A 25899-nucleotide genomic window follows, 5' to 3' on the forward strand; every position below is an offset into this window, starting at 1 on the left:
ATATTCCATAAGGAATACTTTGTGAAAGTTAAATATATTAAATTTGTTTTTATGTGATTTCCCGTTAGGCTGGTCGTCGCAATAATCGGGAAAACCGATACAGAAAACCTCAACCGGGAGACCACAATGACATTCACAAAGACACTGGCAGGGATCGCCCTGACCGCTGCGTTGGCCGTGCCTGCACTTGCGCAGGATCCTACGTTTTTCCGCATCGGCACGGGCGGGGCAGGCGGGACCTATTTCCCCATCGGCGGGACCATTGCAAATGGGATCTCCGCGCCTCCCGGTTCGCGGGCCTGCGACGAGGGCGGCCAATGCGGCGTGCCCGGGCTGATCGCGATTGCGCAATCGACAACGGCCTCGGTTTTCAACAACGCCGCCGTGCAGAACGGTGAGCTGGAAGCGGGGCTGGCCGCGGCCGATGTGACCCGCTCGATGTATCTGGGCGAGGGCAAGTTTGAGGGCAAACCGCACCCCAAGCTGCGCATCATCGCGAACCTCTTCCCCGAAGACCTGCATCTGGTGATGCCGCAGGGCAGCGAAATCAGCAATCTGGGGGATCTTGCGGGCAAGCGTGTGGGTATCGCTCAGGCGGGGTCCGGCACACAGGTGGCCGTGCTGCAGATGCTCGACGCCTGGGGCGTGAATCGCGACAATATGGAAGAGGCGGAGCTGAACAACAGCCAGTCCGCCGAACGGCTCGCCGATGGTCAGATCGACGCCTATTTCTACGCTGCGGGCTGGCCGGTTGCCGCGATGGTGCAGCTCGCGTCCACCAAGGGCATGAGCCTGCATTCCTTCTCCGAGGAAGATCTGGCCAAGATCAACGAGATCATTCCCGCCTATATCCCGTCGAAAATTCCGGCCGGTGTCTATGAAGGGGTCGACGAAGACATCCTGACACCTGCCGTCTCGGCGATGCTGGTTGTCTCCTCGGATCTAAGCGACGAGTTGGTCTACGGTCTGACCAAGGCGCTGTGGAACGACAACACCCGCAAGCTGCTCGACAACGGCCACGCCAAGGGCAAGCAGATCACGCCAGACACAGCGCTGGATGGCGTCGAAGCCCTGGGTGTTCCGCTGCACCCCGGTGCCGAGAAATTCTACAAAGAAGCCGGTCTTCTGAAGTAATAACCTGACCCTTTCTGGTCAAAACCCAGGCCGGTGCCCCGACAATCAGGGGCACCGCACTCTCCGAATGCAAGCATTGCCAAGGGGGCATTCCAATGTCGGACCCATCTCAGACCGATCAGCACGACCTGACCGACGCGGAACTGGCCGCGATCGAAGAGAAATATGACGAGGGGTCCGCGACCCGATCCGTCGGGCCGACCACCGGGCATATCCTGCGTGCTGTCTCGCTTGTCTTCGCACTCTATCACTACATCACTGCGGGTTTCGGTCTTCCAGCGGATCACTGGCATATGGGTTGGCATCTTGCCGGGCTGTTCATTCTGACCTACGCGCTTTTCCCGATCATTGGCGCAAAAAGCCTTTATGCACAGAAGCTCAGCGCCTTTCGCATCGGCAATATCCCCCTTTATGACCTTGTTTTCATGGCGCTTGGCGTTGCCTCTGCCCTCTACGTCGGCCTTGCGTGGCGCGGCGTGCCGAGCTTGGGGATCGAAGAGCAGACCTTCCGCATGGGGAACCCCAATGGCTATGACGTGTTTTTCGGTGTGGTCATCATTTTGCTGGTGCTCGACATCGCGCGGCGCACGCTGGGCTGGGTGCTGCCGCTGATCATCTGTGTGTTCATTTCCTATGCGCTGCTGGGCCCCTATTTCCCCGGCCTGCTGCAACATCCCGGGGTGAATTTCAAAACCTTCGTCTCCTCGATGTACTTCCCGCAGGAGGGCATCTTTGGCGTCACGCTCTGGGTGGTGTCGACCATTGTGTTCCATTTCGTGCTCTTCGGGGTGATCGCGCAGCGCACCGGTCTGGGGCAGCTCTTCATCGACAATGCCACGATCCTTGCGGGCCGTTACACGGGCGGTCCGGCCAAGGTCTCGGTGGTGTCCTCCGCCTTTTTCGGCACGATTTCCGGCTCGTCGGTCGCAAATACCGTGTCGACCGGGGCGCTCACCATTCCCAATATGAAACGCCTCGGATACCCCGGCCATTTCGCGGGCGGCGTCGAAGCGGCGTCTTCTGCCGGGGGGCAGATCACGCCGCCGATCATGGGGGCAGCGGCCTTCATCATGGCGGAATTTCTGGAGCTTCCCTACACCACCATCGTGATTGCCGCGATCTTTCCCGCGCTGCTGCACTACGTAGGCGTCTTCACCGTTGTGCACCTGATGGCGCGCAAGCTGGACCTCAAAGGCCTGACCAAAGATCAATTGCCCAAGCTTGCCGCGGTCTGGCGCGAGGGCTGGGCCAATATTGTGCCGCTGATCGGCCTGCTGGTGGTGCTGTTTTCGGGCTATACACCCTTTATGTCCGCCTTCTGTGGCATTTCGCTGGCCGTTGTTGCGGGGATGTCGCGGCTCAGGGAGCCGCCGACGCTGGTCTATGCGGCCGCCTTCATCGCCTTTGTGCTCTGGAAGTTTTCCGACGGCGGGTTTGACCTGACAATGACCATCATCCTCTGCGCGGGCTCGGCCATCGCCACGCTCAACCCACAGGCGCGGATCAGGATCCCGGAGATGGCCGCCTCGATGGAACTCGGCGTGAAATACGCGCTGGCCGTAGGGGCCGCCTCCGCCGCCGTGGGCATCGTGGTTGGGGTGATCAACACAACCGGGATCGGCTTTCGCATCGGTTTCATGGTGACGCAGGGCGCGGGCAACCTCGCCACCGACATCTTTGGCTTCATGACCCTGGGCGGGCTGTTGGAGCTCTTTACCGTGCAGGATTTGCAGCTCTTTATCTCTCTGGTTTTCATCGCCATCGCCTGCATTCTGATGGGCGCGGGCATTCCTACTACGGCGCTCTACATCATGCTGGTGTCGGTCGCTCAGCCCGCGCTGGCACAGCTGGGCGTGCCCCCCATCGCGAGCCATATGTTCGTGCTCTACTACGGGGTTGTGTCTGAGATCACGCCGCCGGTTTGCACTTCGGCCTATGCCGCTGCGGCCATTGCCAATTCCAACCCATTCCGCACCGGGCTGTCGGCCTTCTCGCTGGGGCTGGGCAAGGTGGTGGCGCCCATGGCCTTCGTCTATGCGCCGGTGCTGCTCTTTGTGTCCTCGACGGGCTTCGACCTGTGGGAATTCACCTATACGGCCAGTTCCTGCATCGCCGGTGTCGTGGCCCTGTCGGCGTCGGTCGTCGGCTACTGGCTGGTGCCGATGGGGCGGGTGTCGCGCATCCTGATGGCGGTGGCCGGTCTGGTCTTTGTCGCACCGTCCTTGTCGGCGGATCTGGTGGCCCTGCTCATCGCGTCGCCGGTCATTGTGACGCAGATCATTGCCCGGCGCGCCGCCGTGGCGCCTGCCTGATCCCCATGCAGCCACCTGTGACCATTATTGGCGCCGGGATCGTCGGCATCTGTTGTGCCCTGTCATTGCAGGAGCGTGGTGTGCAGGTGCGTCTGATCGACCGCGGCGCACCGGGGCAGGAGACCTCCTTTGGCAATGCCGGGGTGATCTCGCCCTGGTCAATTGTGCCGCAGGCGGTGCCGGGCATCTGGAAAAGCATTCCCGGTATGTTGCTGAACCCGTCGGGGCCGCTGTCGGTGCAAGCGCGTTTCTGGCCTCGGATGATCCCCTGGGGGCTGCGGTTTCTCGGCAAATCAAGCGCATCAAGCACGCGCCGTGTCGCGGATGCGATGGAGCTACTCTGCGGGCCTTCCGTGATGCTCTTTCGTCGCCACCTGTCGGGCACAGGCCATGAGGATCTGGTGGTGGACAGCTGCTATGTGCACGCCTTTCGCAAAGCTGAAAAAGCCAGTCTGTCGGATCTGGGATACGCGATCCGGCATGAAAAAGGGGCGGAGATGGAAGTGGTCGGGGCGGACGCACTGCACCGGTTGGAGCCCGCGCTGTCGCGGGATTTCAAAGCCGCTATCCTGATCAAGGGGCAAGCGCGTGCGCGGGCGCCCGGACGGATCGCAAAAGTGCTGGCCGAAAAGATCCTCCAGCAAGGCGGATCATTTGTCAGTGCCGACGTCACAGCGCTGGAGCGGGCAGGGGATGACGGCTGGTGGGTGCGGACCACGGGCGAGGATATTTCGGCCCAAAAGATCATTCTGGCCGCAGGGGTCTGGAGCGCTGCGCTGCTGAAACCCCTTGGCCTCTCCGTCCCGCTGGCTGCGGAACGTGGGTATCACGTCGAATTTCCACATGCCGCCGTTGCACTTGAGAATTCGGTCATGGATGTGGATGCCAAAATCGTCGCGAGCGCGATGGAGGGCGGTGTGCGGGTGGCGGGATCTTCTGAATTCGCCACACCGGATGCACCGGCCAATCCGCGCAAGAAGGCGCTGCTGGCGCGACAGGCGAAAGCGATGTTGCCTGATCTGGAGATGCGCGATGTCAGGTTCTGGATGGGGCGGCGCCCCTCATTCCCCGACAGCTTGCCCGCTCTGGGTGAAATCAACGGCCGACCGGATCTTTTTGCGGCCTTCGGGCATTCGCATTACGGGCTGATGATGGCGCCAAAAACTGGCGAATTGGTGGCGGATCTGGTTGCTGGTGTGGTGCCCAATCTGGATCTCAGCCCGTTTGATCCCGGCCGGTTCTGAAACATCCCTTTTGGAAAGGAACATCTCATGGTGAAATATGCGGGCGGGCAGAACATCTGCGGCGCAATCATTGGCGTATTATGTCTGGAAAGCTATTTTCCCAAACCGCCCGGCCATATCAAGAACCCTTCAAGCCTCCCATTCCCGGTGCTCTATGAGATGATTGAGGGCGTGAAAGTGCCCGATTTATTGCATGATCCCAGCCCTGCCTTGTTGGAGCCGTTTCTGGAGGGCGCGCGCCGTCTGGAGCGGAGCGGGGTGCGCGCCATCACCGGCAGCTGCGGGTTTCTGGCACTTTTCCAGAAAGAGCTGGCTGCGGCAGTCGATATCCCGGTGTTTGCCTCAAGCCTGATCCAGGTGCCTTTGGCGTTTCACATGACGGGGGCTGCGGCACCCGTTGGCATATTGACGGCGGATGCCTCCGCCCTGACACCCGGACATCTTGAAGCTGTCGGCGCGGGCGACGTGCCCATCGCCGTTGAAGGGCTTGAACAAAGCGCAGAATTTGCCGCCGTTATTCTGCGCTACGAGCGCACTGCGCTGGATCTCGATAGGGTCGAAGAGGAGGTGCTGGCTGCGGCGCATCGGCTTAAATCCCGCGCTCCTGACATCCGTTCGCTTGTGCTGGAATGTACCGATCTGCCGCCCTATGCGGCGCGGTTGCAGGGCGCTTTGAAACTGCCGGTCTTTGATCTGATCACCCTGGCCACGATGGCAAATGATGTCACAACGCGGCGCGGGTACAGTGGTTTTATGCCGTGGTAAGCGCAAGGCGGTGTGGTGCGCCAGTCTGCCATTTGACTAGTGGTCGCCCAGATCACCGGGCCACACGCCGGTCCATTCGTGGTGACCTCTGGCGTTCAGAATGGCCGCCAGTTTGATCCCCTCGTCAGTAGACACCAGAAGGGCCGAGGAGGTGAAAGGCGGTGCTGCGCGGAGGTTCTTGCGCATCAGATTGGTCTCGTAAGTCCCGATCCAGGTGCCGTCCATGCAGTTTTCCAACCCCAGGGGGCGCCGGTAGATATTGTCGAGCTGCATGATGTCACACGCCGTCAGGTAGTGATCGAAATTCTTGCGCAACTCCTCCTCTGTCGACAAAAACACCGGCCCATCCTTGGTGACCATCGAAATGGGCAGGATGATCAGGCTGCGCCATGCCGCGAAATCCCGCTCGATAAAACACGCCGACATCCGGTCCAGCAAATCCTGGAACTCCTGCACGTGAATGGAAGAAGGCGGTTTCGATGACGGCAAGGTATTTGGGACCCTATCAGAGATGACCTAAGTGCAGCGTTACGGTCATGAGCGTTGCCCAGAACCGCATCAACGATAGGGTCTGCGGATTGCTATTCCCTTAACCTGCGACGCTGTTTTTCTTTTTCGGCAGGATCGCGTCGGCCACAGCGGGCGAGGGCAACTGCAGATATTCCACCAGCATGATGTTCATCGGCTGGTCCTGCACATGAGACACGAAAAAGCGAATGAAGCTCTTGCCGAGCATCGCACCGCCTTCGCGGTAGTGCGACCATTGCACCCAAACCGATTTTCGATCGCCACGCGTAAGCGATTGCGCAATCACATCGCAGGCCGTGTGCGTATAGCCTGCGCCCTGCAACAATTGCCGGTATTTCCCGTGAGCGTCGACCATCTCCTCTGCGGAGTTCATGACGATCATATGATCCTGATAGTAAACTGCGGTCGGGAAGGAGAAATGCGCCGCGATCCGGTGCAATTCGCCGGACGTAAAATGCCGGGCCAGTTGTTCGAAATGAGTTTCGAGCGTCAGTTTCATCAGGTTCCCCTCCGCTTTTCAAACCCAGCAGTTTCTAGCTGCGCCCGCACCACAGACAGAACGTCCCGCAGGCTGGGCACACCTTGAAAATGCATCTGCGAGCCGCTTTGTTCCATCAGGTTGCCCATCCAGCGCGGGTTGAACCGCGCATATGTCATGACAAGCGGGTCGCTTCCTGACAGCAGAGAGACAACCTCGCGGAGGCTCTCCAGGTTTTCCGCGCTGAGCGGATCGACCGGCCACAACAGCGCATCCACCGTCATGGTTGCCGCTTTGGCTCTGAAATCCTCAACACAGGCAAAGCGCAGGACCGACCATCCTGCGTCCTGCATAAATTCAGGGGCATTCGGAAAGTCGTCGCGCGCGTTCCAAAGAAGCAGGCTATGTGACGGGGTCACAGGGGTGCGAATATGCATTTTCTGCCCCTCCTGACGGGCATGGGTCTTCAAAAATGAATGGATCTAATTTGTTTGTTCTGATGATGATGTGTCCTGGGCCAGGGACAGGTCTTCCAACCGCGCGGCCAGCAGCAGCAATTCGGCCACGCGGTGCCCCGGACTATGCTGGGTGACACAATTTGCGGCCTCGTCCACGAAGGCGGCCGCAGCCATCATGCACATGCGATAATTATCCGGATACTGCCGTTCCGAGGCACGTGTTGCGAGCTGAGACAGCAAGGTGTCGAAGTCACCCGGTGAATGTGTCATGCGTTTTCCTTCTGGTTTTCAAGTCCAAGATTTCAGTGCGGGATCGAAAACGACCGCTGGCTGAGGATCTTTTTGGTTCAGCCTGCCCGAGTGGCAGCTGATCGGCGCCTTGTGCGAAAAGCGTGACGGAAAAACCAGTTTCAAAGGGTATGTAACAGGTTACATCACCTCGTTAGATATTGAAAATATTTGAGTATTTAAGGAAGCACGCTTAGAGGCGCGGGGTCATCGCCTTTGCCAGCGTGACATAGTTTTCGATAAAGGGCGCTGCGGAGTCTTCCTCTGAACACAGGCGCGGTATCGTGACTTTGGCAAAATGCTCCGGGCTGATGTCGGGCCAGTTGACCTGTTGGCTGCGAATGACATCGGCGGCCGCGTCGGGCCTGCCCAATTTATTCAGCAAGACCGCGCGGCGCATGAAGGTATAGGGGATCTGAAAAATCAAGGCGGCCTCGGTCTCCGCCTCAAGTGCGGCGCTGTATTCTTCGCGGTGCAAATGCAGCCATGCGATCCAGGTCAGGGTCAGCCAGCGGATCGGGTTATCGGGGGAGAGATTGGCGTCAAACCCGATGGCCTCGGCCAGCGTATCATCCGGTGCCACACGACAGGTATAGGGGATCACAAGCGCCAGAAAACGCGCCAGATCGTGGCTCCGGTCCAGGGCGACGACGCGGCGCATGGTTTGTTCGCTGTCATGGATATGGCCACTGTGCCATTGCGATTGGGCAACGTTGAACATCACATCCGGGTCGAGCGGCGCCAGTTCCAGCGCCCGCTGCGCATGCCAATGGGCCTGGTCACGCAGCGCAGGGGTGTCGGACGGGCCGTAGACATTGGCCAGATAGGCCAGTTTATCCGCCAGCACGGAATGCGCCGCCCCAAATTCCGGGGATTTTTCCAGCGCCATCTGCATCAACTCGATGCGTTCCAACTCCCATTCAACCGCATTGGTGGCGGGGCCGGGCACCCATGTCGCCATGACAAAGAGCTGTTCGGGGCTCAGCCGGTTGGGGTCGCGGCCCTCCAGTACATTCTTGGTGACACCAAAGAGCCGCACACGCAGCTCATTGCCGATGGTCTTGGCCAACGTCTCTTCGAGGCGCTCACCGTTTTGGAGGGCGACGGATTTGGCCCAGACGGTGCGGCTGGTCTGTGCGTTGATCAATTCCACGCTGGCCTGCTTTTGATCATCCACCTCCAGAATGGCACCGCGCAGGACAAACTCCGCATGGGGGTGCAGCTTGGCATCTTCGGGTGCCGATAGAACCGTGATCGCCTTATTGCGCGCCAGCACACGGCGTAAGATCAACCCGGCCTGCTGACCGGATTGGTCACTGCCTTTGAGATCGTCAATCTGCACCGCAATCGCGTTTTCTGCCGGGTCCTGCCGGGGCGCGTAGAACTCCAGCCACCCGATCCAGAGCAGTGTGGTGGCAATCGCTGTGACAGCAACGGTCCACCAGTTGCTTTTGCGCTGGCGTGTCGCGCGCGGCTCTGCCGCGATCTGTGCGGTGGGCGTATACGTGGCACGGTGGGTGATGCTTGGCCGGTAGGTGCCAACCGGAATGTCGATGCGGATGTCGGTATCCGCAAATGTGCTCGCCTCAAAAACGGCGATGGCCGTGCGCAGCCTGCCAACCTCGACCCGCACGATGCTGTCGGTCGAGGGGTCGAAATCTTCTGACTTGTCGAAGATGTCCAAAGCGATGGTATAGGCCTTGAGCTGGTCGCCCTTATCCAACACCTCGGCCTTGGCCAAATGCTCCAGCAGCCGCAACCTGCGCTCGCTCTTGCCCATGGCGCCGGAGGCTCTGATGCGTTCGATGTAAGCGTCGACGTCCTGCAATGTGATCGTCGGGGTCATGTGGCGGATACTCAGCTAGAGTTTAAAATGCCGTGATCGCAACATCCTAGCTTCAATCCATCACGCGATCAACTTATTGGAGAGCGGATGCAAGAAATCCCATTCATGCGTGTATGGTTGCGTCCAACCCTATGCGTTTACGTCAAAGCCGGGGATGAAGTGGCGCCTGAATAATCGCAGGCGCCACCGCGGTTTATTCCGCCGGTTCGCTCACCGTTTTTGTGCGGCTTTCCTTTTCGGCGGCATAGTTGGTCTGCGCCGTCTCCACCGCCTTGGCGTGGATTTCCGCCAGTTCAGGCCGCATTTTCTGCGCGCGCATCGCTGCGTTCATCGTCGACATATGCTGCCCCTGGAAATGCGGGAAGACTTCTCGGGCGATCAGCTCGTAGCTGCGCCGTGTCGCGTCAAAATTCGCCCAGTTATGCGCCAGCATCAGATAGGCGCCAAAGCCGCCGTTGCTCTGTTTCCAAAGCCGGTCGATCTGTGCCCGGCACATCTCCGGCGTGCCGATGGCGCCAAAGCCGCTGTCATTGATGAAATCAATCATCTCCTTGGCATTCTGGCCGGGCATGGACATTTGCGGGAAGGCGGCAATTTCCTGGAAATAGTTGAACCAGTGTTCAATGCCGTATTCCACATCGCGGTGTGCCTGTTCCATCGTTTCCGCGATGTGACAGAGGCCCACCAGCCGCCATTTGGACCGATCCGGCATGTGACCGTAGTGTTTGGCCTCTTCCTCGATCACATCCCAATGCAGGGCCAGCGCATCAAACCCGGCGGCGGTGGTTGCGCCGATGGAGATCATGCCCGTGCCGTATTTCCCTGCCAGTTTCGGTCCGGTGGGCGAGGCCACAGCGGCGGTGGCAAGGTCGAAATTGGAGTAGGGGCGCAGATGCAACCGCGCGTCCTTCAGCACCCAGCGATCGTTTTCGAAATTCACCGGCTCATCGGAGCGCAGCAACCGCGTGATGACATCGAGCCCGTCCGCCAGCAACCCGCGTGTGTCCTTTTGCGACAGCCCGATCATCGCGGCATCCGTGGGCAGAGAGCCAGGCCCCAACCCCAACATCGCCCGCCCGCGTGTCAGGTGGTCCAACTGCACGATCTTCTCGGCCACCCAGAGCGGGTTGTGATAGCTGACGGACACAACCCCGGTGCCCAGCTTGATGCGGCGCGTTCGGGGCGCGGATGTGGCGATCATGATCTCCGGACTGGCGGAAATCTCTGATCCTGCGGAGTGATGCTCGCCGAACCAGACCTCGTCATAGTCGCACCGGTCGAGCCATTCGACCAGTTCAAGGTCCTGTTCTAGCGCCAGTGTAGGATTGATACCCGGTTTGTGGAACGGGGCCAAAAAAATGCCGAAACGCATACGATCCGTCATGTGGTTTTACCTCCCTATGTGCCGGGGCGTTGTGCGCCCGGCATTAGGACAGGGTAAACCAAGCAGGCCTATCCACCAATTCAATTTTAGGTAGCAGGTACCGGCACTTCCGCGCTGGCAGGGTCAGGCCGCTTTTTTCTGCCGACGCCGGGCAATCATCCCCAGCCCGCCCAGACCCAGCGCCAAAAGCGGCAACGTGGCGGGCACAGGCACGGCGACCGGCGTGAAGGTATAGGTCAAATAGGCCGCTTCCCAGGACCCATTGTCGGTGCTGCCGTAAAACCCGATCAATTCAGGGGACCATTCCAGATAAAGCATCTCGCCCTTCATCGTTGACCCGTAGAAATCAAAGACTTCATCATAGGGCAGCGAGATGTCGACATCTTCGGGTGTTGCCTGAGCGCTTTCGTTGTTGTTGCAGGAAAAATTGCCCAGATAGCAGTTGGTCGCGATGCCACGGTTCTCTGACCCGCCGCCGTTTTCGATTGTGGCGGTGAAGCTGAAAACCTTGCCGATATCGTCATATCCAAAAGGACCGGGCGTGCGGAAAATGTCGTTCAGACCCCACACATCAGAGGATGATTCCAGAGAGTCATATTCTGTTCTGCCGGAGTCCGTATCGACGATCAGGCCGATCCATTCGATCTTTTCCAATCGCACGTTTTTTTCAAAGGAATGGACGGTGCCCGCCGTGGCTGAAACACCAAGCGACAGAAAAAACAGGGAACTCAGAAACCGGAACATGACACATGCCTCATAATTAAGGAAAAATTAATACTTTAGCACTTGGACAGGGTTTGTGCTCCGGTTTCAAAGGAAAAGATGGATTGGCGCTTCCCTCAGCGGATTTTGCGCCCATAGGTTGCGGGACCTCAGCGCCGCTCCCCCTCAAGCGGTGGAAAGTCCTGCATCGGCCCCGTTTTTCAAAGCGCTTTATTGGCCGTTAACCTTTTGATTCGTCTCCAGATAGCGGCGAATTCCATCTTCGATTGAATTTTCTTGCGCGCCTCGGAGGCCGAATTCACTATCAATCCTTTGAATGCTAAGAGATTGCTGCCCAAAGCGGGCCGACGCGGCGAAAAATGGCACTCATCTTAAAGTTGCACTGCTGCTAGGACACGAGGGCCGCGAGCTTGTACCCGACCCCATGTACCGTGCGGATCAGGTCCTCATTCTGCGTTGCGCCGCCAAGTTTCTTGCGCAGGCGCACGACATGGGCGTCGATGGCCCGGTCGGTGATCTGTACCGAGTTGCCATAGACCGTCGTCAAAATCTGCTCCCGGGTCAGAACCTCACCCTGCGCATCGGCAAGCGCGCGCAGCAGGGCAAATTCGGTGCTCGTGAGCCGCAGTTCGCTGTCATTGTGAATGTTGCGCACGACCGAGCGGATCAGATCGATTTCCAGTGCGTCAAAACGCAGCGCCTTGGCGGAAGTTTCAGGGCGCGACCCGCCACCTGCGTAGCGCCGCATCACCGAGCGCATGCGCGCCAGCAATTCCCGTGGCTCATAGGGTTTGGTGACGTAGTCATCCGCGCCCAGTTCCAGCCCGACAATCCGGTCATAGACCTCATCCCGCGCGGTCAGCATGATCAGCGGCGTTTCCATCTCGCTGCGGATGCGCTTGGCCACCTCAAAACCGTCTTCATCCGGCAGGATAAGATCGAGGATGATCAGATCAAAACTTTCGGTTTCCAGAATTTTGAAGAGCTCAGCCGCGGTGGCCGCGGTCGCAGATTGATACCCGTGACGTGCAAAGAACCGTTCCAGAAAGGAGGTCACCTGCTGGTCGTCATCAACCACCAGAATTTTCTGTTCCATATCCCTACACTCCCACACCCGCAGCTTTAGCGTATTTTAACTTGTGGCGGGCCGCAACTCGCGACAGGCTGCGGCCATGACAGAGTCCAGAGCCCATGTCTCGATGCACCGCCCCCTGCGCGCAGCCCTGTCAGCTTTGGCATTGGTTCTGGTCACCGTCATTCTGGGCGGTGTTCTGGGCGCGCTGACGCAGGCGCAATTCAAGGAAGTCCGGCAAAGTTGGCTCGACTATTCAACCGGAACGGAACGCAAAGGCATCCTGATCAGCGAAGTGCGCGCCTTACTGGGCTATGGCGGCCTGATCCACAATTACAAGAACTTCGTGCTGCGCCAGGAGGATCGCTACCTGGGCGAGACACAGCGGCAACTTGTGGAATTCGATGAAGTCCTGTCCCGGTTCCGGGCGCTTGACCTCTCGGGGGACGAAGAGGCCGCGCTCAGCGCGATCGAGCGGACGATTGCGGAATACAACGCCAATCTGCCGCTCGCGATCCGCGCTGCGGACGAGGGCTGGTCTGCAGAGCGTACGGACGCACAGGTGCGCGTCGATGACAGCCAGGCGATTGCAGGGCTGGCACAATTGGAGCGCATCTGGTCGGAGCTGCAGGCGTCGAGCACGCGGCGCTTGCTGGCGGCCGTGGGGCAGGGGCAGCAGCTGATCTGGATCGGGTTTCTATCGATCGCGGCACTGGTGATGGCGGCTCTGGTCGTGGGGTGGTTGTTGGTCCTGCTCTTTCGCGATCTGCGCCATGCGGTGGCGGATCTGGCGAATGAATTGTCGGAACGCAAAAGGCTGGAGGCCTCCGAGGGGCGGCTGGCCACCGCTGTTGAGCAGAGCCCGGCGACGATCATAATCACGGACACAAATGCGCAGATCCAATATGTGAACGCCAAATTCACACAGCTGACCGGCTGGACGCTGGATGATGTCCGGGGGCAGACGCCCGCGTTCCTGCAATCCGGCGACACCGAAGACAGCGTCTACCGCGACATCCGCGCCGGGCTCTCAAATGGCGAAGCCTGGCACGGTATCTTTCGCAACCGCAAGAAGGATGGATCAAGCTATTGGGCGGAAACGACCATCCTGCCCTTGCTGTCGCCCGAAGGCAGCATCCAGAACTTCATCGGTATCAGCGAGGACATCACCGAAAAACGGCAGGCCCGCGATCAGGTCGTGCGCGCGCAAAAACTCGAAGCCGTGGGGCAATTGGCGGGCGGCGTGGCGCATGATTTCAACAACATCCTGACGACAATTGTGGGCTCCGCGCATCTGGCATCGCTGGATGCTTCCGAAGGCAGTGATCTTGCCGGAGAGATTGCCCAGATCAACATCGCGGCGCGGCGCGCGCAAAGTCTGGTGAACGAACTGCTGACCTTTGCGCGGCGTGAGCCCGGAGACATGCGCGCGGTGGATCTTGGGCAGATCATCGAGGAGGTGACCGGGCTGCTCAAGGCCTCGACGCCGCCGATGATCACCATCCGTTTCGACCCCGAGGGCGCACACCATTTCGTGCGCGGGGATCCGACGCACCTGCACCAGATCGTCATGAACCTTTGTCGCAACGCCGCTGAGGCGCTCGAGGGATCACAGGGAACCATCGACCTGAAGCTCTCCGCTGTTGCGCCGCCCGCCAACGCCGCCCCCCGTGCCGAGGGCTGGGTGAGTCTGACGGTGAGAGATGACGGGCCGGGCATGTCCGCCGAAACCCAGCGGCATCTCTTTGAGCCGTTTTTCACCACCAAGCCACTGGGCAAAAGCTCCGGTCTGGGGCTGTCCGTGGTCTACGGGCTGGTCAATGAGATGGGGGGCGAGATTTCCTTTGTCAGCGATCTTGGCGCCGGCAGCACCTTCACCATCATTCTGCCCGGGGCGGAAGCTGCAGAAGAAACTCTGGCGTCGAAGGATGATGCCATCCCGCGCGGCACCGAACGCATTCTGCTGGTGGACGACGAGGCCGAGGTTCTGGGCACCTTCCGGCGCCTGCTGACGCGGCTGGGGTATCGGGTTGAAGCCTTCAATTCACCCATGACCGCGCTGGAACGCTTCAAGGCGGACCCGGCCCGATTTGACATCCTGATTTCGGACATGGTGATGCCGGACATGAGCGGCGAAGATCTGGTGCGCGCCGTGCGGGATCTGCGCGACGACATCCCGGTCATCTATTGCTCTGCCTATAAACCGCGCCGTGTGACCGTGCCGGGCCCTGCACCAATCCTCATCGACAAACCCGTGCAGCCCGCAAAACTGGCGCGGGAAATTCGCACACTTCTGGACTAATCTGTCGCATTTGAAGGACCTCGTGCGGGCCCGTTTCATATCGCAACATTTCGTCGCAATTAGTTACAAATCGCAACTCCGCGCGCAACATATCCCGCGAGAATAGGCGTTAACCTTAGGTCAAACGGAACGGTTGGGACCCACCTCGCCAGTGCGCCCCAACCGCCTCATGTCGCATAAAAACCAAAGGGACAGGACTTAAAAAGTCTCATCTGAAGGTGTTTTCCAAAGCGGTGTCTCGCGGCACCGCACCCGTCGCGGCTGCGCATTTCGCAGCTGAATTACAGCTAGGCCATTCATCGCCCAGCAAGAAGGAGAGCTCGATGAAACGGACACTGCAAGCGGTTTGCGTGCTGGTTCTGGGGGCGAGTGCTAGTGCCGCACAAGACGTCACACCTGACCCTGCCATAGAAGTAGACGCCGCCCGCGCCGAACTGGGAAAGCGCATGTTCTACGACACGCGGCTCTCGGGCGATACCTCGCTGTCCTGTGCCAGCTGTCACCAGCCCGACAAGGCCTTTACCGACGGCGAGGCGCTGAGCCAGGCCTATACGGGTGCCGGACATTTCCGAAACGCGCCGACACTGGCGAATGTCGGGTTCCGCGACGCCTGGATGCACGATGGCCGTCTGGGCACTAACCTCAATGATGTCGCGCGGGAAATGATCACCGAAACCTATCTGATGAACATGGACATGCGCATCATGCAGGAGCGCATGAAGCAGGATCCGGTGTACCGCGAGATGTTCGCCGCCGCCGGCATGTCGGAACCGTCGAATGGGGGCGCGCGCAATGCGCTGATGGATTTCATGAAGACGATCCAGTCGCGCAATGCGCCTTTCGACACCGGCGAGATGTCGGCGGCGGCGATGCGCGGGCAGGGCATCTTTGAGGGCAAGGGGGGCTGCGCCGCCTGCCATTCCGGCGCGCGCTTCACCGATGACAAACCCCATAACACCGGCGTGCCGACCAACCCCGACATCTGGGCCGATCCGCTGCGGCACTCGGCCTTTGTCACCTACGCCAAATTCATGGGTGTCGAAAACTATATGAACCTGCGCGAGGATCTGGGCGCCTATATCCGCACCCACCGTGAAGAAACCAAACGCACGTTCCTCACACCCTCGCTGCGGGAGCTGACCTATACCGCGCCCTACATGCATAACGGCACCTTTGCGACGCTGGCGGATGTGGTCGATTTCTATGATGCCGGCGGCGGCAACGACACGGGAAAGGACGCGCGCTTGCAGCCGCTTGGACTGGTGCCCAGTGAAAAGGCCGACCTGATCGCCTTCCTCGAAAGCCTCTCCGGCGACAGCTTCGACACCGATGCCTACGTCTGGCGTGAAGATGATTACGATTACGAACTGATCGAAAACTGGCGCGAGCAGCCAAACTGATAGAGGGCATCATGACACATAAAACCCGGATCGCCGCCTTCCTCATGGTCACCTGCCTGGCGGGGGTGGGCATGGCGGATGGGCACAGACCGTCAGAGCTGGCAGCGCTGGATCCACCGGCGGCCCCCGCTGATAACCCGCAGACACCGGAGAAGATCGCCCTGGGCGAGTTGCTGTTCTTTGACCCGATCCTGTCGGGCAACGGCGAGATGTCCTGCGCCTCCTGTCACCGGCCCGAAGCGGGCTGGGCGGTGCAGGACAAGATCAGCTTTGGCTATCCCGGCACCACCCACTGGCGCAACAGCCAGACCGTGGTGAATTCGGCCTACTACAAGAAGCTCTTCTGGGCCGGGGCGAGCGGTAGCCTTGAGCATCAGGCGCGCTCGGCCGCCCGCGGCGGCGTGGCTGGCAATGGTGAAGACGACATGATGGAGGCGCGGCTGGCCTTTGTGCCGGAATACCGCGAGGCCTTCCGCGAGGTGTTTGGCGATGACTGGCCGCTGGTGCGCCATGCCTATATGGCGCTGGCCTCATACCAACGCACCTTGGTCCAAACCGACACCCCCTTCGACACGTATATGCGCGGCGATGATGCCGCACTGAGCGAGGCGCAGAAACGCGGGCTGGATCTCTTCACCGGTAAAGCCAATTGCGCGGCCTGCCACAATGGCGCGCTGCTGTCGAACGAGGCCTATTACAACATCGGCGTGCCACCCTACGACGGCTGGGAAGAGGATGAGTTGGCGCAGATCACCTTCCGGTTCGAACTCTACGCCAAAGGCTCCACAGAAGAGATGTACCGCAAGACCAAGGATGATCCGGGCCTCTATTTCCGCACCAAGCAGAAGGCCGACAAGGGCAAGTTCCGCGTGCCCAGCCTGCGCTACACCAAATACACCTATCCCTACATGCACAACGGCATGCTGGAGACGCTGCGCGACGTGGTGGTCTTTTACAACGCGGGCGGCGGCGAGAATGAATTTGCCGCCAACAAGTCCGAACTGATCCAGCCTCTGGGACTGGAGGAGGCGGAAATCGACGATCTGGTGGCCTTTCTCGAAAGCCTGAGTGGGCCGGAAATTCTGGTCGACGATCCGGACCTGCCCGAAATGCAACCCCTGCCAGCGACACAGAATTGATGAGGAAGCAAGCATGACACAGGTCGATCCTAAGATCCGCGCGGCGATCAACGGCGAGAACGGCGAGGCCGCCAGGGCCGGCACCCGCAACTGCCTGATGAACCGGCGCGAATTCCTGCTCACCAGCGGCATTGCCACCAGCGTGGTGATGGTGGGCGTGCCGGGCATGCCGCAGGCGCAGACACCCGCTGTGGTCTCCACCTATCCGCGCAAGCTGATCGCCAAGCTCAGCGCGCTGACCGTCGATGAACCGTTTGATTTCGAATACCCCGACGAGGGCGAATATGCGGAATCCATTCTGGTTAAACTGGGTCGGGCAGCAGGGGGCGGGCTTGGCCCGGACAAGGATGTGGTGGCATTCAACTACACCTGCACCCATCAGGGCGGCCCGCTGCAAGGCACCTATCAGGCCGCGGACAAGGCGCTGGGACCATGCCCGCTGCACCTGACCACCTTCGATCTGACACGGCACGGGATTTTCATCGCCGGGCAGGCCTATCAGTCGCTGCCGCAGGTGCTCTTGGAACTGGATGGCGACGATATTTACGCCGTCGGCATGTTTGGCCTGATCTACGGCCGTTTTGACAATCTGCAAGGCTGAGGAGCGCACCCATGTCCACGCCATATTATGTCCCGGAAACCGCCGTGCCGCTGCCGCCGCCAGACGCCGACGTCATTTCAACCGCCTGCGACTATTGCGTTGTCGCCTGTGGCTACAAGGTTTACCGCTGGCCGGTTGCGGGCGGCAAGGTCGGTGGCCCGAAAGCCGAAGACAACGCCTTTAACGAAGATTTCCCCGTTGCCCCTCTTGGGGCCTGGGTGGCTCCGAACCAACACAATATCGTGCTGCACAACGGTGCGCCGCACCATGTGGTCATCATCCCGGACAAGGACGCCGAATTCGTCAATTATTCCGGCAATTCGTCAATCCGGGGCGGGGCGCTGGCGCAAAAGGTCTATAACCCGCAAACCCCCACGCGCGACCGTCTGAAATCCCCGATGGTGCGGATGTTCGGCGTGCTGATGCCCGTTACCTGGGACTTCGCGCTGGAGATCGCGGCAGAGGTCGGCAATCACGTGCTCGAAAAACACGGCACCAACGCCTACGGAGTAAAAACCTTCTCCTATGGCTATATGGAGAATACCTATGCGATCACCAAATATGCGCTGCGCCATGTGCGCACGGCGAATTTCACCTTTCACGACACGCCCTCGGATGTAACCTCCACGCCCGGTTTCCGGGATGCGGGTTTTGACAATTTCGGGCCCAGCTACGACGACTGGGCTGAGGCCGACACGCTGTTGATGTGCGGCACAGACCCCTACGAATCCAAGACCATCCTCTTCACCGATTACATCATGCCTGCGATCCAAGGCGGTCAGAAGGCGATCTTTTTGCTGCCGCGCCGCACCTCCGGCACTGCCTTCGCGGAAAAGAACGGTGGCATGGTGATCGATATTCAGCCCGGCACCGACCTGCCGGTGGTGCTGGCCATCGCGCGGGTGATTGTCGAGAACGGCTGGGAGGACAGTGAATGGATCCAGAACTGGGTCAACAACAAGTGGGAAAGCTCTTCCGGCTTCGGGCAGGGCACGCGCAACACGCCCTGGCAGTGGCGCACCACCTGGGGCAAATTCCAGACGGCCGGTTTTGAGGATTGGAAGGAATGGCTGCTGGCCCAGGATTATTCCGAGCCGGAAAAGGCCGCGGAGATCGCCCAGATCGACGTGCAGAAAATCTACACCGCTGCCGAATGGATGGCCAAACCGAAAGAGGACGGCACCCGCCCCAAGACCTCCGTGATGATCGAGAAGGGGTTTTACTGGTCCAACAACACCGGCAATACGCAGGCGATCTCTGCCTTGGGCATCATCACCGGCTGTGGCGGGCGCCCCGGTCAGGTCATCGGGCGCGCCGGGGGCCACCAGCGCGGTGGTCTGCGCGGCGGCGGCTATCCGCGGAACAAGTCTCCCGAAAAACTCCCCGGTCGCAGGCGGCGCGCCATGGACACCGACCGCTATCTGATGAGCGGTCACACGCGGCTGGCCCATGTCATCGGCACCACCTGGGTGCAGGCGATGTGCGGCACGCAGTCGCTGCAGGCCAAGTTTGACGAGCTGACCACGCGAAACCCGCATCAGGTCCAGAGCTTTGAGAAACAGGACATCATCGACACGCTGAAACGGAGGGCGGATTCAGGCGGTATGGTGGTTTGGAACCAGGACATCTACATGGTCGATCCCATCGGCACGCGCTATGCCGACATCGTTTTCCCGGCCAGCGGGTGGGGTGAGGATACCTTTACCCGCGCCAATGGCGAGCGGCGTATCCGGCTTTATCCGAAGTTCTACGACGCCCCCGGTGAGGCAAAACCGGATTGGTGGATCATCGCGCAGCTGGCCAGGAAGATGGGCTTTGAGGGGTTCGACTGGAAGGACTCCAACGAGGTGCTGGAAGAGGGCGCGCGCCATTCGCGCGGTTCGCGTAAGGATTTCTTCATGGTCAAGGTCAAGGCCGATCAGGAAGGCAAGACGCTGCACCAGAAGCTGGGGGAGTTTGGCACCAATGGCATCCAGGGCCCGGTTCTGATGGACAAGGATGGAACCTTGGTGGAGACCAAGCGGCTGCATGATGTGAACCGGGTACTCCCCGAGGAGGGACCGATTGGCGCCAATGTGTTCAACAAGAAGCTGACACATTTCAACAGCCAGACCGGCAAATGCAACATCCAGAAAGCACCCTGGGATCTTTTCTCCAGCTACTGGGAATGGCTCAAACCGCGTGAAGGTGAGATCTGGATCACCTCGGGGCGCATCAACGAGCGGTGGCAATCGGGCTATGACGACCGGCGCAGGCCGTATATCGTGCAGCGCTGGCCGGAGAACTGGATCGAAATTCACCCGACAGTGGCGGAAGCCAGCGGGATCGAGAATGGCGACTACGTGCAGGTCTATTCGGACCGGATTCCGGTGCAGACGGATACGATCATCGGGGTCGAAGGCTCTGATTTCGATTTCGCCGAGTTACTCAAGAACGGGCATATCGAGCTGACCAAAGCGTCAATCACAGCCGTCGCCATTGTGACGCCGGCGGTGAAGGAAAACCTCGGCTACATGGATTTCCTGCACACCAGCCAGCCTGCAAATGCCCTCTCGGGTCGCGTCGTCGACTGGATCAGCGGCAACTACAACTACAAGATGGGTGTCGGCAAGGTGCGCAAAATGGGCGAAAGCCCCTATAAATCGCAGTTCCGGTCGATGTCCTTTGCCCGCCGCGATATCGCGTGATCCCATGTGCGGGTTGGGTCTTTTCGGTCCGGCCCGCCGCACATTCTCGGAGATATGATGCAATCTGATACCCTGCTCAATCCGCGCGCAAAGCTTTCCGCATTTGATGCGTTTCTGACATCGGAGAACGAAGTCCTCCGTTCGGCTGCGGTCTGTGCCTTGCCCGCCTTGATGGAGGGGAGCGCAAAGGATGTGCGCGCGGCATTGTTGATAGCACGCCTTGACCCCGATCCAGACGTGCGCAGCGACGCGATTGAGGCGCTGGTGCCTCTGGCAGAGCCCGAAGATGCGGAGGATTTGCTACATTCGCTCGCCGGTGATCCGGTGCGCGAGGTCAAACTGGCTGCCATTCGGACGCTGGCGCGATTGCAGTCGACGGAGGCTGTCCCCCTGTTGCAGGCGCTGGTGATATCGCGGTCCGAGGATCAGGTGACCTGGGAAGACGCCGGCAGCGATTGGGAAGACTGGCTGGATGTTCAAATGGCTGCCATCCGAGCGCTGAGTGACATGCAGGCCGAAGAGGCCATCGACGATCTGATCGTGGCGCTGATGGATGCGTTCGGGCAATCCGTTGACGTACCCGTCTACCACGCCCTGGCGCAAATGGGCGAGATTGGCGTTGCCACGCTGATCGAGGTCTTCAATCAGATGAAAGGCGTCGCGCGTCGCCGTGCCGCTGCAGCTTTAGCCAAGGCCGCGCCAGAAAGCTTCGAGATGCATCTGGAAAAGCTGTTGGCGTCAGAGGAGCCTGAATTGCGGGTGCTGGCGCTCAAGGTGCTCGCGCCCGATGATGCCCGCAGCGAAGCGCTTGCGCGCGACGACCCCGATGCCGATGTCCGCGCTGCAGCACTGCGGCATGCGGTATCTGTTCATCCCGATCTCGCGCGCCGCGGCCTTTCCGACAGCAGCGAACGTGTTCGGGTTGCGGCCTTGAACAGCCTCGCGCCGCCGTTTGAGTCAGATTTCCACGAAGCACTTGTCGACAACATGCTGATGTGGCTACCGCGTTGTGGGCCTGAGCTGGCGATCTGCGTGATCGAAAGACTGCAGGTGCTCGCGCCCAACCGCGCTTTGGGTCCGCTTTTGCAGCTGATTGATGCGCGTGAAAATGACCTGGAGGTGCGCGTTGCGGCGGCAAAAGCGCTCGGAGCAACTGCATTGAAAGTGCCGGTAGCGCTGATTGCGGAACGTCTGGAAAATCCCGCGCGTCAGGTCCGCGCCACGCTCCTGACCGTATTGATGCACAAGATGGCCAGCGACGACGACGCGGTTGATCTCGCCGCAGCCGTGATTGCGGGCGACATCCTGCTGCCCGAGCCCGACCCCGAACAAATGACGGGTGACGTTGCGGTTCCGGACGCTGGCACGCCCAAGGAAGGGGCCGGGTCCAGCCGCATCTGGATCACGCCTGAGGGTGAGATTGTCGAACGCGAGAACGCCGCCCAGCAAAGCGGGCAGAGCACACTGGATGCAATCCAGTTGGACGCGCATGTGACGCTCTCCGCAGCGCCCCCGATGGCCGGAGAAACGCCCGAAGAATCCGGTGCGAAACGTGCCAAACGACGCGTTGTTGAAGGATCCGACGATCTGGCGCCGTCGCTGGCCTGCGACGCGATGCGGATATTCCGCGACTGCGTTGGGGGCAAGCTGACCGAGGCGATGATGGCGCGGGTAGATGATCCCGATGAGACGGTGCGCCGCGCGGCCTGGGAGACGTTGGCGGGCAGGGTGGTGGCACCGGCGTTCCGCAAGACCGCCGAGGCTGGCTTTGCCGACAGCGACCCGCTGATCCGCATGGCGGCGTTTCGCATTCTGTCGCAAGATCCCGATCCTGCCGTGCTGAGCAGGGGGCTCAATGACGCAGACGCCTTGATCCGCGCCGAAGCCGTTGCGCACTTGCCTGCGAGCCAAGCGCTCGACTTCATCGGCGACACAGCAACCGCTGTGCGGCAAAAAGCGGCGCAGAAAATCCTGACCTCGGGGGAGACCACGTTTATCCAGGCAGCGATGCGCGCCGCGATCAACGCAGAGCGGTCCGACACCCTCGGGATGCTGGCGCGGCAAGCTGACGCGGCGCAGGAAACAGCCCTCGAAATCCTTGCAGACAGTGTTGACAATCCCCGCCGCGCGTTGATCATTCTACGCGGGCTTGCCCCGCGCCACGACGCTTCATAATTTGGTCAGACCATGAGAATTGCCTATACGATTGCGCCCGGAAAAGGCGATACGGATCAGCTGCTTTATGGCTTTGCCCGCAAAGCGCTGACCCTTGGTCATCGCTTGTGCGGTGCCGTGCAGGTCAATACCGACAGCTGCGATGGCGGGCTCTGCGATATGGATGTGAAGCTCCTGCCGGAGGGACCTGTCATTCGCATTTCGCAAAGCCTGGGCCCTTCCGCGACCGGCTGCAGGCTTGATCCCGAAGCGTTGGAACAGGCCGTGGGTTTGGTCAGCACCGAAGTGGCCAAGGGGGCCGATCTGCTCATCGTCAACAAGTTCGGCAAACACGAGGCCGCTGGCCGCGGGTTTCGACCGGTGATCGCGGAAGCGCTGAGCCTTGATATCCCGGTTCTTGTGGGCCTGAATACCTTAAACCTTGCTGCGTTCATCGCGTTTACGGGGGATTTGGCCCAAGCGCTTCCAGCAGATGAGGCGACACTGACTGCATGGTTCGACGCGCAAATCGCGGAACGGAACGCGCCTGCTTGACCCCCGCCTGGGAACCGCTGCGAAAACACATTGCCCGCGGCATTGCCGTTGACGGGCCCGATGCGATCCGTCATGCGGGGCCGGGATCAGTCAGGTCCTGGCGCATCGCAGCATCGGAGACCGCGTGACCCCCAGCATTGCAACCGACAGCAAGGCCAACCTTGTCGGCAGCCTGTGGATGGTGCTCGCCATGGCCGCTTTCGCAGTCGAAGACGTGTTTATCAAAGCAGCGGCGCAAACGCTACCCGTCAGTCAGATCCTGATCCTTTTCGGCCTCGGCGGTGCTATCGTCTTTGCCGGTCTTGCCGTGCTCAATCGGGAAAGCCTTTTCACGCGGGATGTCCTGTCCCGCCCGATGCGGTTGCGGGTCTTTTTCGAGATCACAGGACGTCTCTTTTTCGTGCTGGCGATCACCCTAACGCCGCTGTCGTCGGCCACGGTGATCCTGCAAGCGACCCCCTTGGTTGTGGTGGCCGGGGCCGCCCTGGTTTTTGGTGAAAAGGTGGGGCCACGACGCTGGGTCGCGATCTTCATCGGGTTGCTGGGGGTGATCGTGATCGTGCGTCCGGGCTCAGACAGCTTTTCGCTGCTGTCGTTGTTGGCCGTTTTGGGCATGCTCGGGTTTGCCGGGCGCGATCTGGCGAGCCGCGCGGCCCCAGCGTCTTTGAGCGCGTCCATTCTGGGGCTCTATGGGTTTCTATCGGTTGTCATTGCCGGGCTGCTGTTCTCCTTGTGGGAAGCGGCGCCCTTTGTCCGGCCTGATCCCGTGGCGTCTGCGTGCCTCTTGGGCGCCGTGCTGGCCGGTGTGGCAGCCTACACCGGCCTGATGAAGGCCATGCGCACTGGCGAAGTCTCTGCAGTGACGCCCTTTCGGTACACGCGACTACTTTTTGGCGTTGGCTTTGGTGTTGTCCTTTTTGGCGAGGACATCGGCTGGTCGGTGCTCCTGGGCTGCGGCCTGATCGTTCTGTCCGGTCTTTTCATTCTTTGGCGCAGCAAACAAACCACCGGTCAGGCATAGCCCGCGTGCGGAAACACCCGCTTCTGCTTGACAATGCCCCTGCTTCTGACGCAACTGAATCGCAGTTGGTGCTTCGTGCTTTGAAGTGAAAAGGGAATGTGCAGTCGATTGCTTTCGACGAAGCACAGCCGCCCCCGCGACCGTGAACGGAAAGGTCTGCCGATACCACTGGACATAGGTCCGGGAAGGTGGCGCAGACCGAAGGCAGCCAGGCTGCCGGGATCCGTGAGCCGGGAGACCTGCCAGCGACACGTGAGGAAACCGGACGGGGTGTTCCGGTGTCGGGAAAGCCCTGATCCCATCAGGCCCATCTCGTCATCTGACCCACGTCCCATGACATATGGGACAAAACACTATGACGACAGACGCAACAGCCTTGACCGGCCCTGCCACAGAATTGCTGATCTGTGTCAAATGCAGGCGCGGTCAGGAGATCCCGGAGGACGAACGCCGTCCGGGACAGCGCCTTTATGACACTTTGGCGCAAAACGGGATGCCGCCTGGCATTCGCCTGAAACCCGTGGAATGCCTGCAGAACTGTGACCATGGCTGCACGATTGCGCTGCGCGGCGGCGACAGGTGGACGTATATTTACGGAAACATCGATGAAGTGTCGCATCCGGACGTCCTGATCGATGGGGCGGCCCGCTATAACGCCACGCAGGATGGCCTGATCCCGTGGCGCGAGCGCCCCGACCATTTTAAACGCAACTGTATCGCGCGCATCCCGCCGCTGGAGAACGACCATGACTGATCTTGCAAAACTTCCCGTGACCGTGATCACCGGCTTTCTGGGCTCGGGCAAAACCACCCTGATCCGCGAACTGATGCAGAACCCCGGCGGCAAGCGGCTGGCCGTGGTGGTGAATGAGTTTGGCGATGTGGGGGTCGACGGCGACATCCTGAAATCCTGCGCGATCCCCGATTGCCCGGCGGAGAATATCATGGAACTGGCCAACGGCTGCATCTGCTGCACCGTGGCCGATGATTTCATCCCGACCATCGAGGCGCTGATGGCGCTGGAGCCGCGTCCCGATCACATCCTCATTGAGACCTCCGGGCTGGCGCTGCCGAAACCCTTGCTCAAGGCCTTCGACTGGCCCGACATCCGCTCGAAAATCACGGTAGACGGTGTGATCGCGCTGGCAGATGCCGAAGCCGTGGCGGCGGGGCGCTTTGCGCCCAATGTGGCGGCGGTGGATGCGCAACGCGCAGCGGATGAGAGCATTGATCACGAAACGCCCCTGTCCGAGGTCTTCGAGGATCAGATTTCCTGCGCCGATATCATCCTGTTGACCAAGCCCGATCTGGCCGGACCGGAAGGGGTTGCGAAGGCAAAAGAAATCATCGCCGCCGAAGCGCCGCGCCCCTTGCCGGTGGTCGAGGTTGCCGAAGGGATCGTGGACCCGCGCATCATTCTCGGCCTCGAAGCGGCGGCGGAGGATGACATGGACGCGCGTCCCAGCCACCACGACGGCCCGCATGATCACGACCACGAGGATTTTGAAAGCATCGTGGTAGATATCCCCGAGCAAACCGACCCGGCGGATCTGGTGCGCGCGGTGGAGGTGCTGGCCAATGAGCACAACATCCTGCGCGTGAAAGGCTATGCCGCTGTGGCAGGCAAACCCATGCGCTTGCTGGTGCAGGCGGTGGGTGCCCGCGTCCGGCATCAGTATGACCGTGCGTGGCAGCCGGATGAGGCGCGGCAGGGGCGTCTGGTGGTGATTGCCGAGCATGACGATATCAGAGTGGCAACCATTCAGTCCGTGCTGGGCGCCCGCGCCGTCGAGGCCGCAGAGTAACCC

At 60.4% G+C, this 25899-nt stretch carries 22 protein-coding genes and 1 riboswitch; of the genes, 14 read left to right on the forward strand and 8 right to left on the reverse strand.

Annotated features, from left to right (window positions below):
- Positions 1–126: 126 nt before the first annotated feature.
- The 4 genes from Q1A63_RS21695 to Q1A63_RS21710 all read left to right on the forward strand — a co-directional run bounded on the left by Q1A63_RS21695 (position 127) and on the right by Q1A63_RS21710 (position 5455).
- Complete coding sequence (locus Q1A63_RS21695; protein ID WP_298975265.1) at positions 127–1134, forward strand: TAXI family TRAP transporter solute-binding subunit; 1008 nt, start codon at positions 127–129, stop codon at positions 1132–1134.
- A gap of 95 nt (positions 1135–1229) precedes the next feature.
- Positions 1230–3446 (forward strand): TRAP transporter fused permease subunit, encoded by a 2217-nt coding sequence (locus Q1A63_RS21700; protein WP_298975263.1) that lies wholly within the window; start codon positions 1230–1232, stop codon positions 3444–3446.
- 17 nt (positions 3447–3463) lie between these two features.
- A complete protein-coding gene (locus Q1A63_RS21705) occupies positions 3464–4690 on the forward strand; it encodes an FAD-binding oxidoreductase (RefSeq protein WP_366524393.1) in 1227 nt (408 codons plus the stop codon).
- Between the two features lie 27 nt (positions 4691–4717).
- Positions 4718–5455, forward strand: coding sequence for an aspartate/glutamate racemase family protein (locus tag Q1A63_RS21710; RefSeq protein WP_298975259.1), 738 nt, complete (start codon positions 4718–4720; stop codon positions 5453–5455).
- A gap of 36 nt (positions 5456–5491) precedes the next feature.
- Here the strand turns inward: Q1A63_RS21710 and Q1A63_RS21715 are convergent, their stop codons facing one another.
- The 8 genes from Q1A63_RS21715 to Q1A63_RS21750 form a co-directional block, all read right to left on the reverse strand.
- Positions 5492–5911: a hypothetical protein gene (locus tag Q1A63_RS21715; RefSeq protein WP_298975258.1), complete on the reverse strand. Its 420-nt coding sequence runs from the start codon at positions 5909–5911 to the stop codon at positions 5492–5494.
- 133 nt (positions 5912–6044) lie between these two features.
- Positions 6045–6482 carry a hypothetical protein gene (locus tag Q1A63_RS21720; protein WP_298975257.1) on the reverse strand — a complete coding sequence of 146 codons (438 nt, stop codon included), beginning with the start codon at positions 6480–6482 and terminating at the stop codon, positions 6045–6047.
- On the reverse strand, positions 6482–6898 hold the full coding sequence (locus Q1A63_RS21725) for a hypothetical protein (RefSeq protein WP_299632476.1): 417 nt from the start codon (positions 6896–6898) through the stop codon (positions 6482–6484). The genes Q1A63_RS21720 and Q1A63_RS21725 overlap by 1 nt, the downstream gene beginning before the upstream one ends.
- 45 nt (positions 6899–6943) lie before the next feature.
- Positions 6944–7189: a hypothetical protein gene (locus tag Q1A63_RS21730; RefSeq protein ID WP_298975254.1), complete on the reverse strand. Its 246-nt coding sequence runs from the start codon at positions 7187–7189 to the stop codon at positions 6944–6946.
- A gap of 211 nt (positions 7190–7400) precedes the next feature.
- The gene (locus Q1A63_RS21735) at positions 7401–9053 is read right to left on the reverse strand and encodes a hypothetical protein (RefSeq protein ID WP_298975251.1); all 1653 of its coding nucleotides are present in this window, start codon (positions 9051–9053) and stop codon (positions 7401–7403) included.
- Positions 9054–9246: 193 nt separating this feature from the next.
- The gene (locus tag Q1A63_RS21740) at positions 9247–10437 is read right to left on the reverse strand and encodes an LLM class flavin-dependent oxidoreductase (RefSeq protein ID WP_298975250.1); all 1191 of its coding nucleotides are present in this window, start codon (positions 10435–10437) and stop codon (positions 9247–9249) included.
- A 123-nt stretch (positions 10438–10560) separates the two neighbouring features.
- Entirely contained in the window at positions 10561–11181 is a 621-nt protein-coding gene (locus Q1A63_RS21745; RefSeq protein WP_298975249.1) for a VPLPA-CTERM sorting domain-containing protein, read from the reverse strand.
- Between the two features lie 367 nt (positions 11182–11548).
- A complete protein-coding gene (locus Q1A63_RS21750; protein ID WP_298975248.1) occupies positions 11549–12256 on the reverse strand; it encodes a response regulator transcription factor in 708 nt (235 codons plus the stop codon).
- A 76-nt stretch (positions 12257–12332) separates the two neighbouring features.
- Between Q1A63_RS21750 and Q1A63_RS21755 the strand changes: the two genes are divergently transcribed.
- The 10 genes from Q1A63_RS21755 to cobW all read left to right on the forward strand — a co-directional run bounded on the left by Q1A63_RS21755 (position 12333) and on the right by cobW (position 25896).
- Complete coding sequence (locus tag Q1A63_RS21755; RefSeq protein WP_298975247.1) at positions 12333–14534, forward strand: ATP-binding protein; 2202 nt, start codon at positions 12333–12335, stop codon at positions 14532–14534.
- A gap of 323 nt (positions 14535–14857) precedes the next feature.
- The gene (locus Q1A63_RS21760; RefSeq protein WP_298975246.1) at positions 14858–15934 is read left to right on the forward strand and encodes a cytochrome c peroxidase; all 1077 of its coding nucleotides are present in this window, start codon (positions 14858–14860) and stop codon (positions 15932–15934) included.
- Positions 15935–15945: 11 nt separating this feature from the next.
- Positions 15946–17073, forward strand: a complete 1128-nt coding sequence (locus Q1A63_RS21765; RefSeq protein WP_298975245.1) for a cytochrome c peroxidase — start codon at positions 15946–15948, stop codon at positions 17071–17073.
- Positions 17074–17086: 13 nt separating this feature from the next.
- The gene (locus Q1A63_RS21770; protein WP_298975244.1) at positions 17087–17674 is read left to right on the forward strand and encodes an arsenate reductase (azurin) small subunit; all 588 of its coding nucleotides are present in this window, start codon (positions 17087–17089) and stop codon (positions 17672–17674) included.
- Positions 17675–17685: 11 nt separating this feature from the next.
- Positions 17686–20361 carry an arsenate reductase (azurin) large subunit gene (locus Q1A63_RS21775; RefSeq protein WP_298975243.1) on the forward strand — a complete coding sequence of 892 codons (2676 nt, stop codon included), beginning with the start codon at positions 17686–17688 and terminating at the stop codon, positions 20359–20361.
- Between the two features lie 57 nt (positions 20362–20418).
- A complete protein-coding gene (locus Q1A63_RS21780; protein ID WP_298975242.1) occupies positions 20419–22536 on the forward strand; it encodes a HEAT repeat domain-containing protein in 2118 nt (705 codons plus the stop codon).
- A 12-nt stretch (positions 22537–22548) separates the two neighbouring features.
- The gene (locus Q1A63_RS21785; protein ID WP_298975241.1) at positions 22549–23070 is read left to right on the forward strand and encodes a DUF2478 domain-containing protein; all 522 of its coding nucleotides are present in this window, start codon (positions 22549–22551) and stop codon (positions 23068–23070) included.
- A gap of 124 nt (positions 23071–23194) precedes the next feature.
- The gene (locus Q1A63_RS21790; protein ID WP_298975240.1) at positions 23195–24091 is read left to right on the forward strand and encodes a DMT family transporter; all 897 of its coding nucleotides are present in this window, start codon (positions 23195–23197) and stop codon (positions 24089–24091) included.
- 49 nt (positions 24092–24140) lie between these two features.
- Positions 24141–24353: riboswitch (cobalamin riboswitch) on the forward strand.
- A gap of 93 nt (positions 24354–24446) precedes the next feature.
- A complete protein-coding gene (locus Q1A63_RS21795; protein WP_298975239.1) occupies positions 24447–24845 on the forward strand; it encodes a DUF1636 domain-containing protein in 399 nt (132 codons plus the stop codon).
- On the forward strand, positions 24838–25896 hold the full coding sequence (gene cobW, locus Q1A63_RS21800; protein ID WP_298975238.1) for a cobalamin biosynthesis protein CobW: 1059 nt from the start codon (positions 24838–24840) through the stop codon (positions 25894–25896). The genes Q1A63_RS21795 and cobW overlap by 8 nt, the downstream gene beginning before the upstream one ends.
- Positions 25897–25899 lie beyond the last annotated feature (3 nt).

This window comes from uncultured Roseobacter sp. (assembly GCF_947499265.1).
Taxonomy (GTDB): Bacteria; Pseudomonadota; Alphaproteobacteria; order Rhodobacterales; family Rhodobacteraceae; genus Roseobacter.

Bases quoted from the DNA above. Each gene is read 5' to 3' on its own strand.
- Q1A63_RS21780 (WP_298975242.1), top strand. From the start codon at position 20,419: ATGCAATCTGATACCCTGCTCAATCCGCGCGCAAAGCTTTCCGCATTT.
- cobW (WP_298975238.1), top strand. From the start codon at position 24,838: ATGACTGATCTTGCAAAACTTCCCGTGACCGTGATCACCGGCTTTCTG.
- Q1A63_RS21750 (WP_298975248.1), bottom strand. From the start codon at position 12,256: ATGGAACAGAAAATTCTGGTGGTTGATGACGACCAGCAGGTGACCTCC.
- Q1A63_RS21730 (WP_298975254.1), bottom strand. From the start codon at position 7,189: ATGACACATTCACCGGGTGACTTCGACACCTTGCTGTCTCAGCTCGCA.
- Q1A63_RS21755 (WP_298975247.1), top strand. From the start codon at position 12,333: ATGACAGAGTCCAGAGCCCATGTCTCGATGCACCGCCCCCTGCGCGCA.
- Q1A63_RS21700 (WP_298975263.1), top strand. From the start codon at position 1,230: ATGTCGGACCCATCTCAGACCGATCAGCACGACCTGACCGACGCGGAA.
- Q1A63_RS21720 (WP_298975257.1), bottom strand. From the start codon at position 6,482: ATGAAACTGACGCTCGAAACTCATTTCGAACAACTGGCCCGGCATTTT.
- Q1A63_RS21735 (WP_298975251.1), bottom strand. From the start codon at position 9,053: ATGACCCCGACGATCACATTGCAGGACGTCGACGCTTACATCGAACGC.
- Q1A63_RS21770 (WP_298975244.1), top strand. From the start codon at position 17,087: ATGACACAGGTCGATCCTAAGATCCGCGCGGCGATCAACGGCGAGAAC.
- Q1A63_RS21785 (WP_298975241.1), top strand. From the start codon at position 22,549: ATGAGAATTGCCTATACGATTGCGCCCGGAAAAGGCGATACGGATCAG.
- Q1A63_RS21725 (WP_299632476.1), bottom strand. From the start codon at position 6,898: ATGCATATTCGCACCCCTGTGACCCCGTCACATAGCCTGCTTCTTTGG.
- Q1A63_RS21775 (WP_298975243.1), top strand. From the start codon at position 17,686: ATGTCCACGCCATATTATGTCCCGGAAACCGCCGTGCCGCTGCCGCCG.
- Q1A63_RS21795 (WP_298975239.1), top strand. From the start codon at position 24,447: ATGACGACAGACGCAACAGCCTTGACCGGCCCTGCCACAGAATTGCTG.
- Q1A63_RS21765 (WP_298975245.1), top strand. From the start codon at position 15,946: ATGACACATAAAACCCGGATCGCCGCCTTCCTCATGGTCACCTGCCTG.
- Q1A63_RS21745 (WP_298975249.1), bottom strand. From the start codon at position 11,181: ATGTTCCGGTTTCTGAGTTCCCTGTTTTTTCTGTCGCTTGGTGTTTCA.
- Q1A63_RS21760 (WP_298975246.1), top strand. From the start codon at position 14,858: ATGAAACGGACACTGCAAGCGGTTTGCGTGCTGGTTCTGGGGGCGAGT.
- Q1A63_RS21740 (WP_298975250.1), bottom strand. From the start codon at position 10,437: ATGACGGATCGTATGCGTTTCGGCATTTTTTTGGCCCCGTTCCACAAA.
- Q1A63_RS21710 (WP_298975259.1), top strand. From the start codon at position 4,718: ATGGTGAAATATGCGGGCGGGCAGAACATCTGCGGCGCAATCATTGGC.
- Q1A63_RS21695 (WP_298975265.1), top strand. From the start codon at position 127: ATGACATTCACAAAGACACTGGCAGGGATCGCCCTGACCGCTGCGTTG.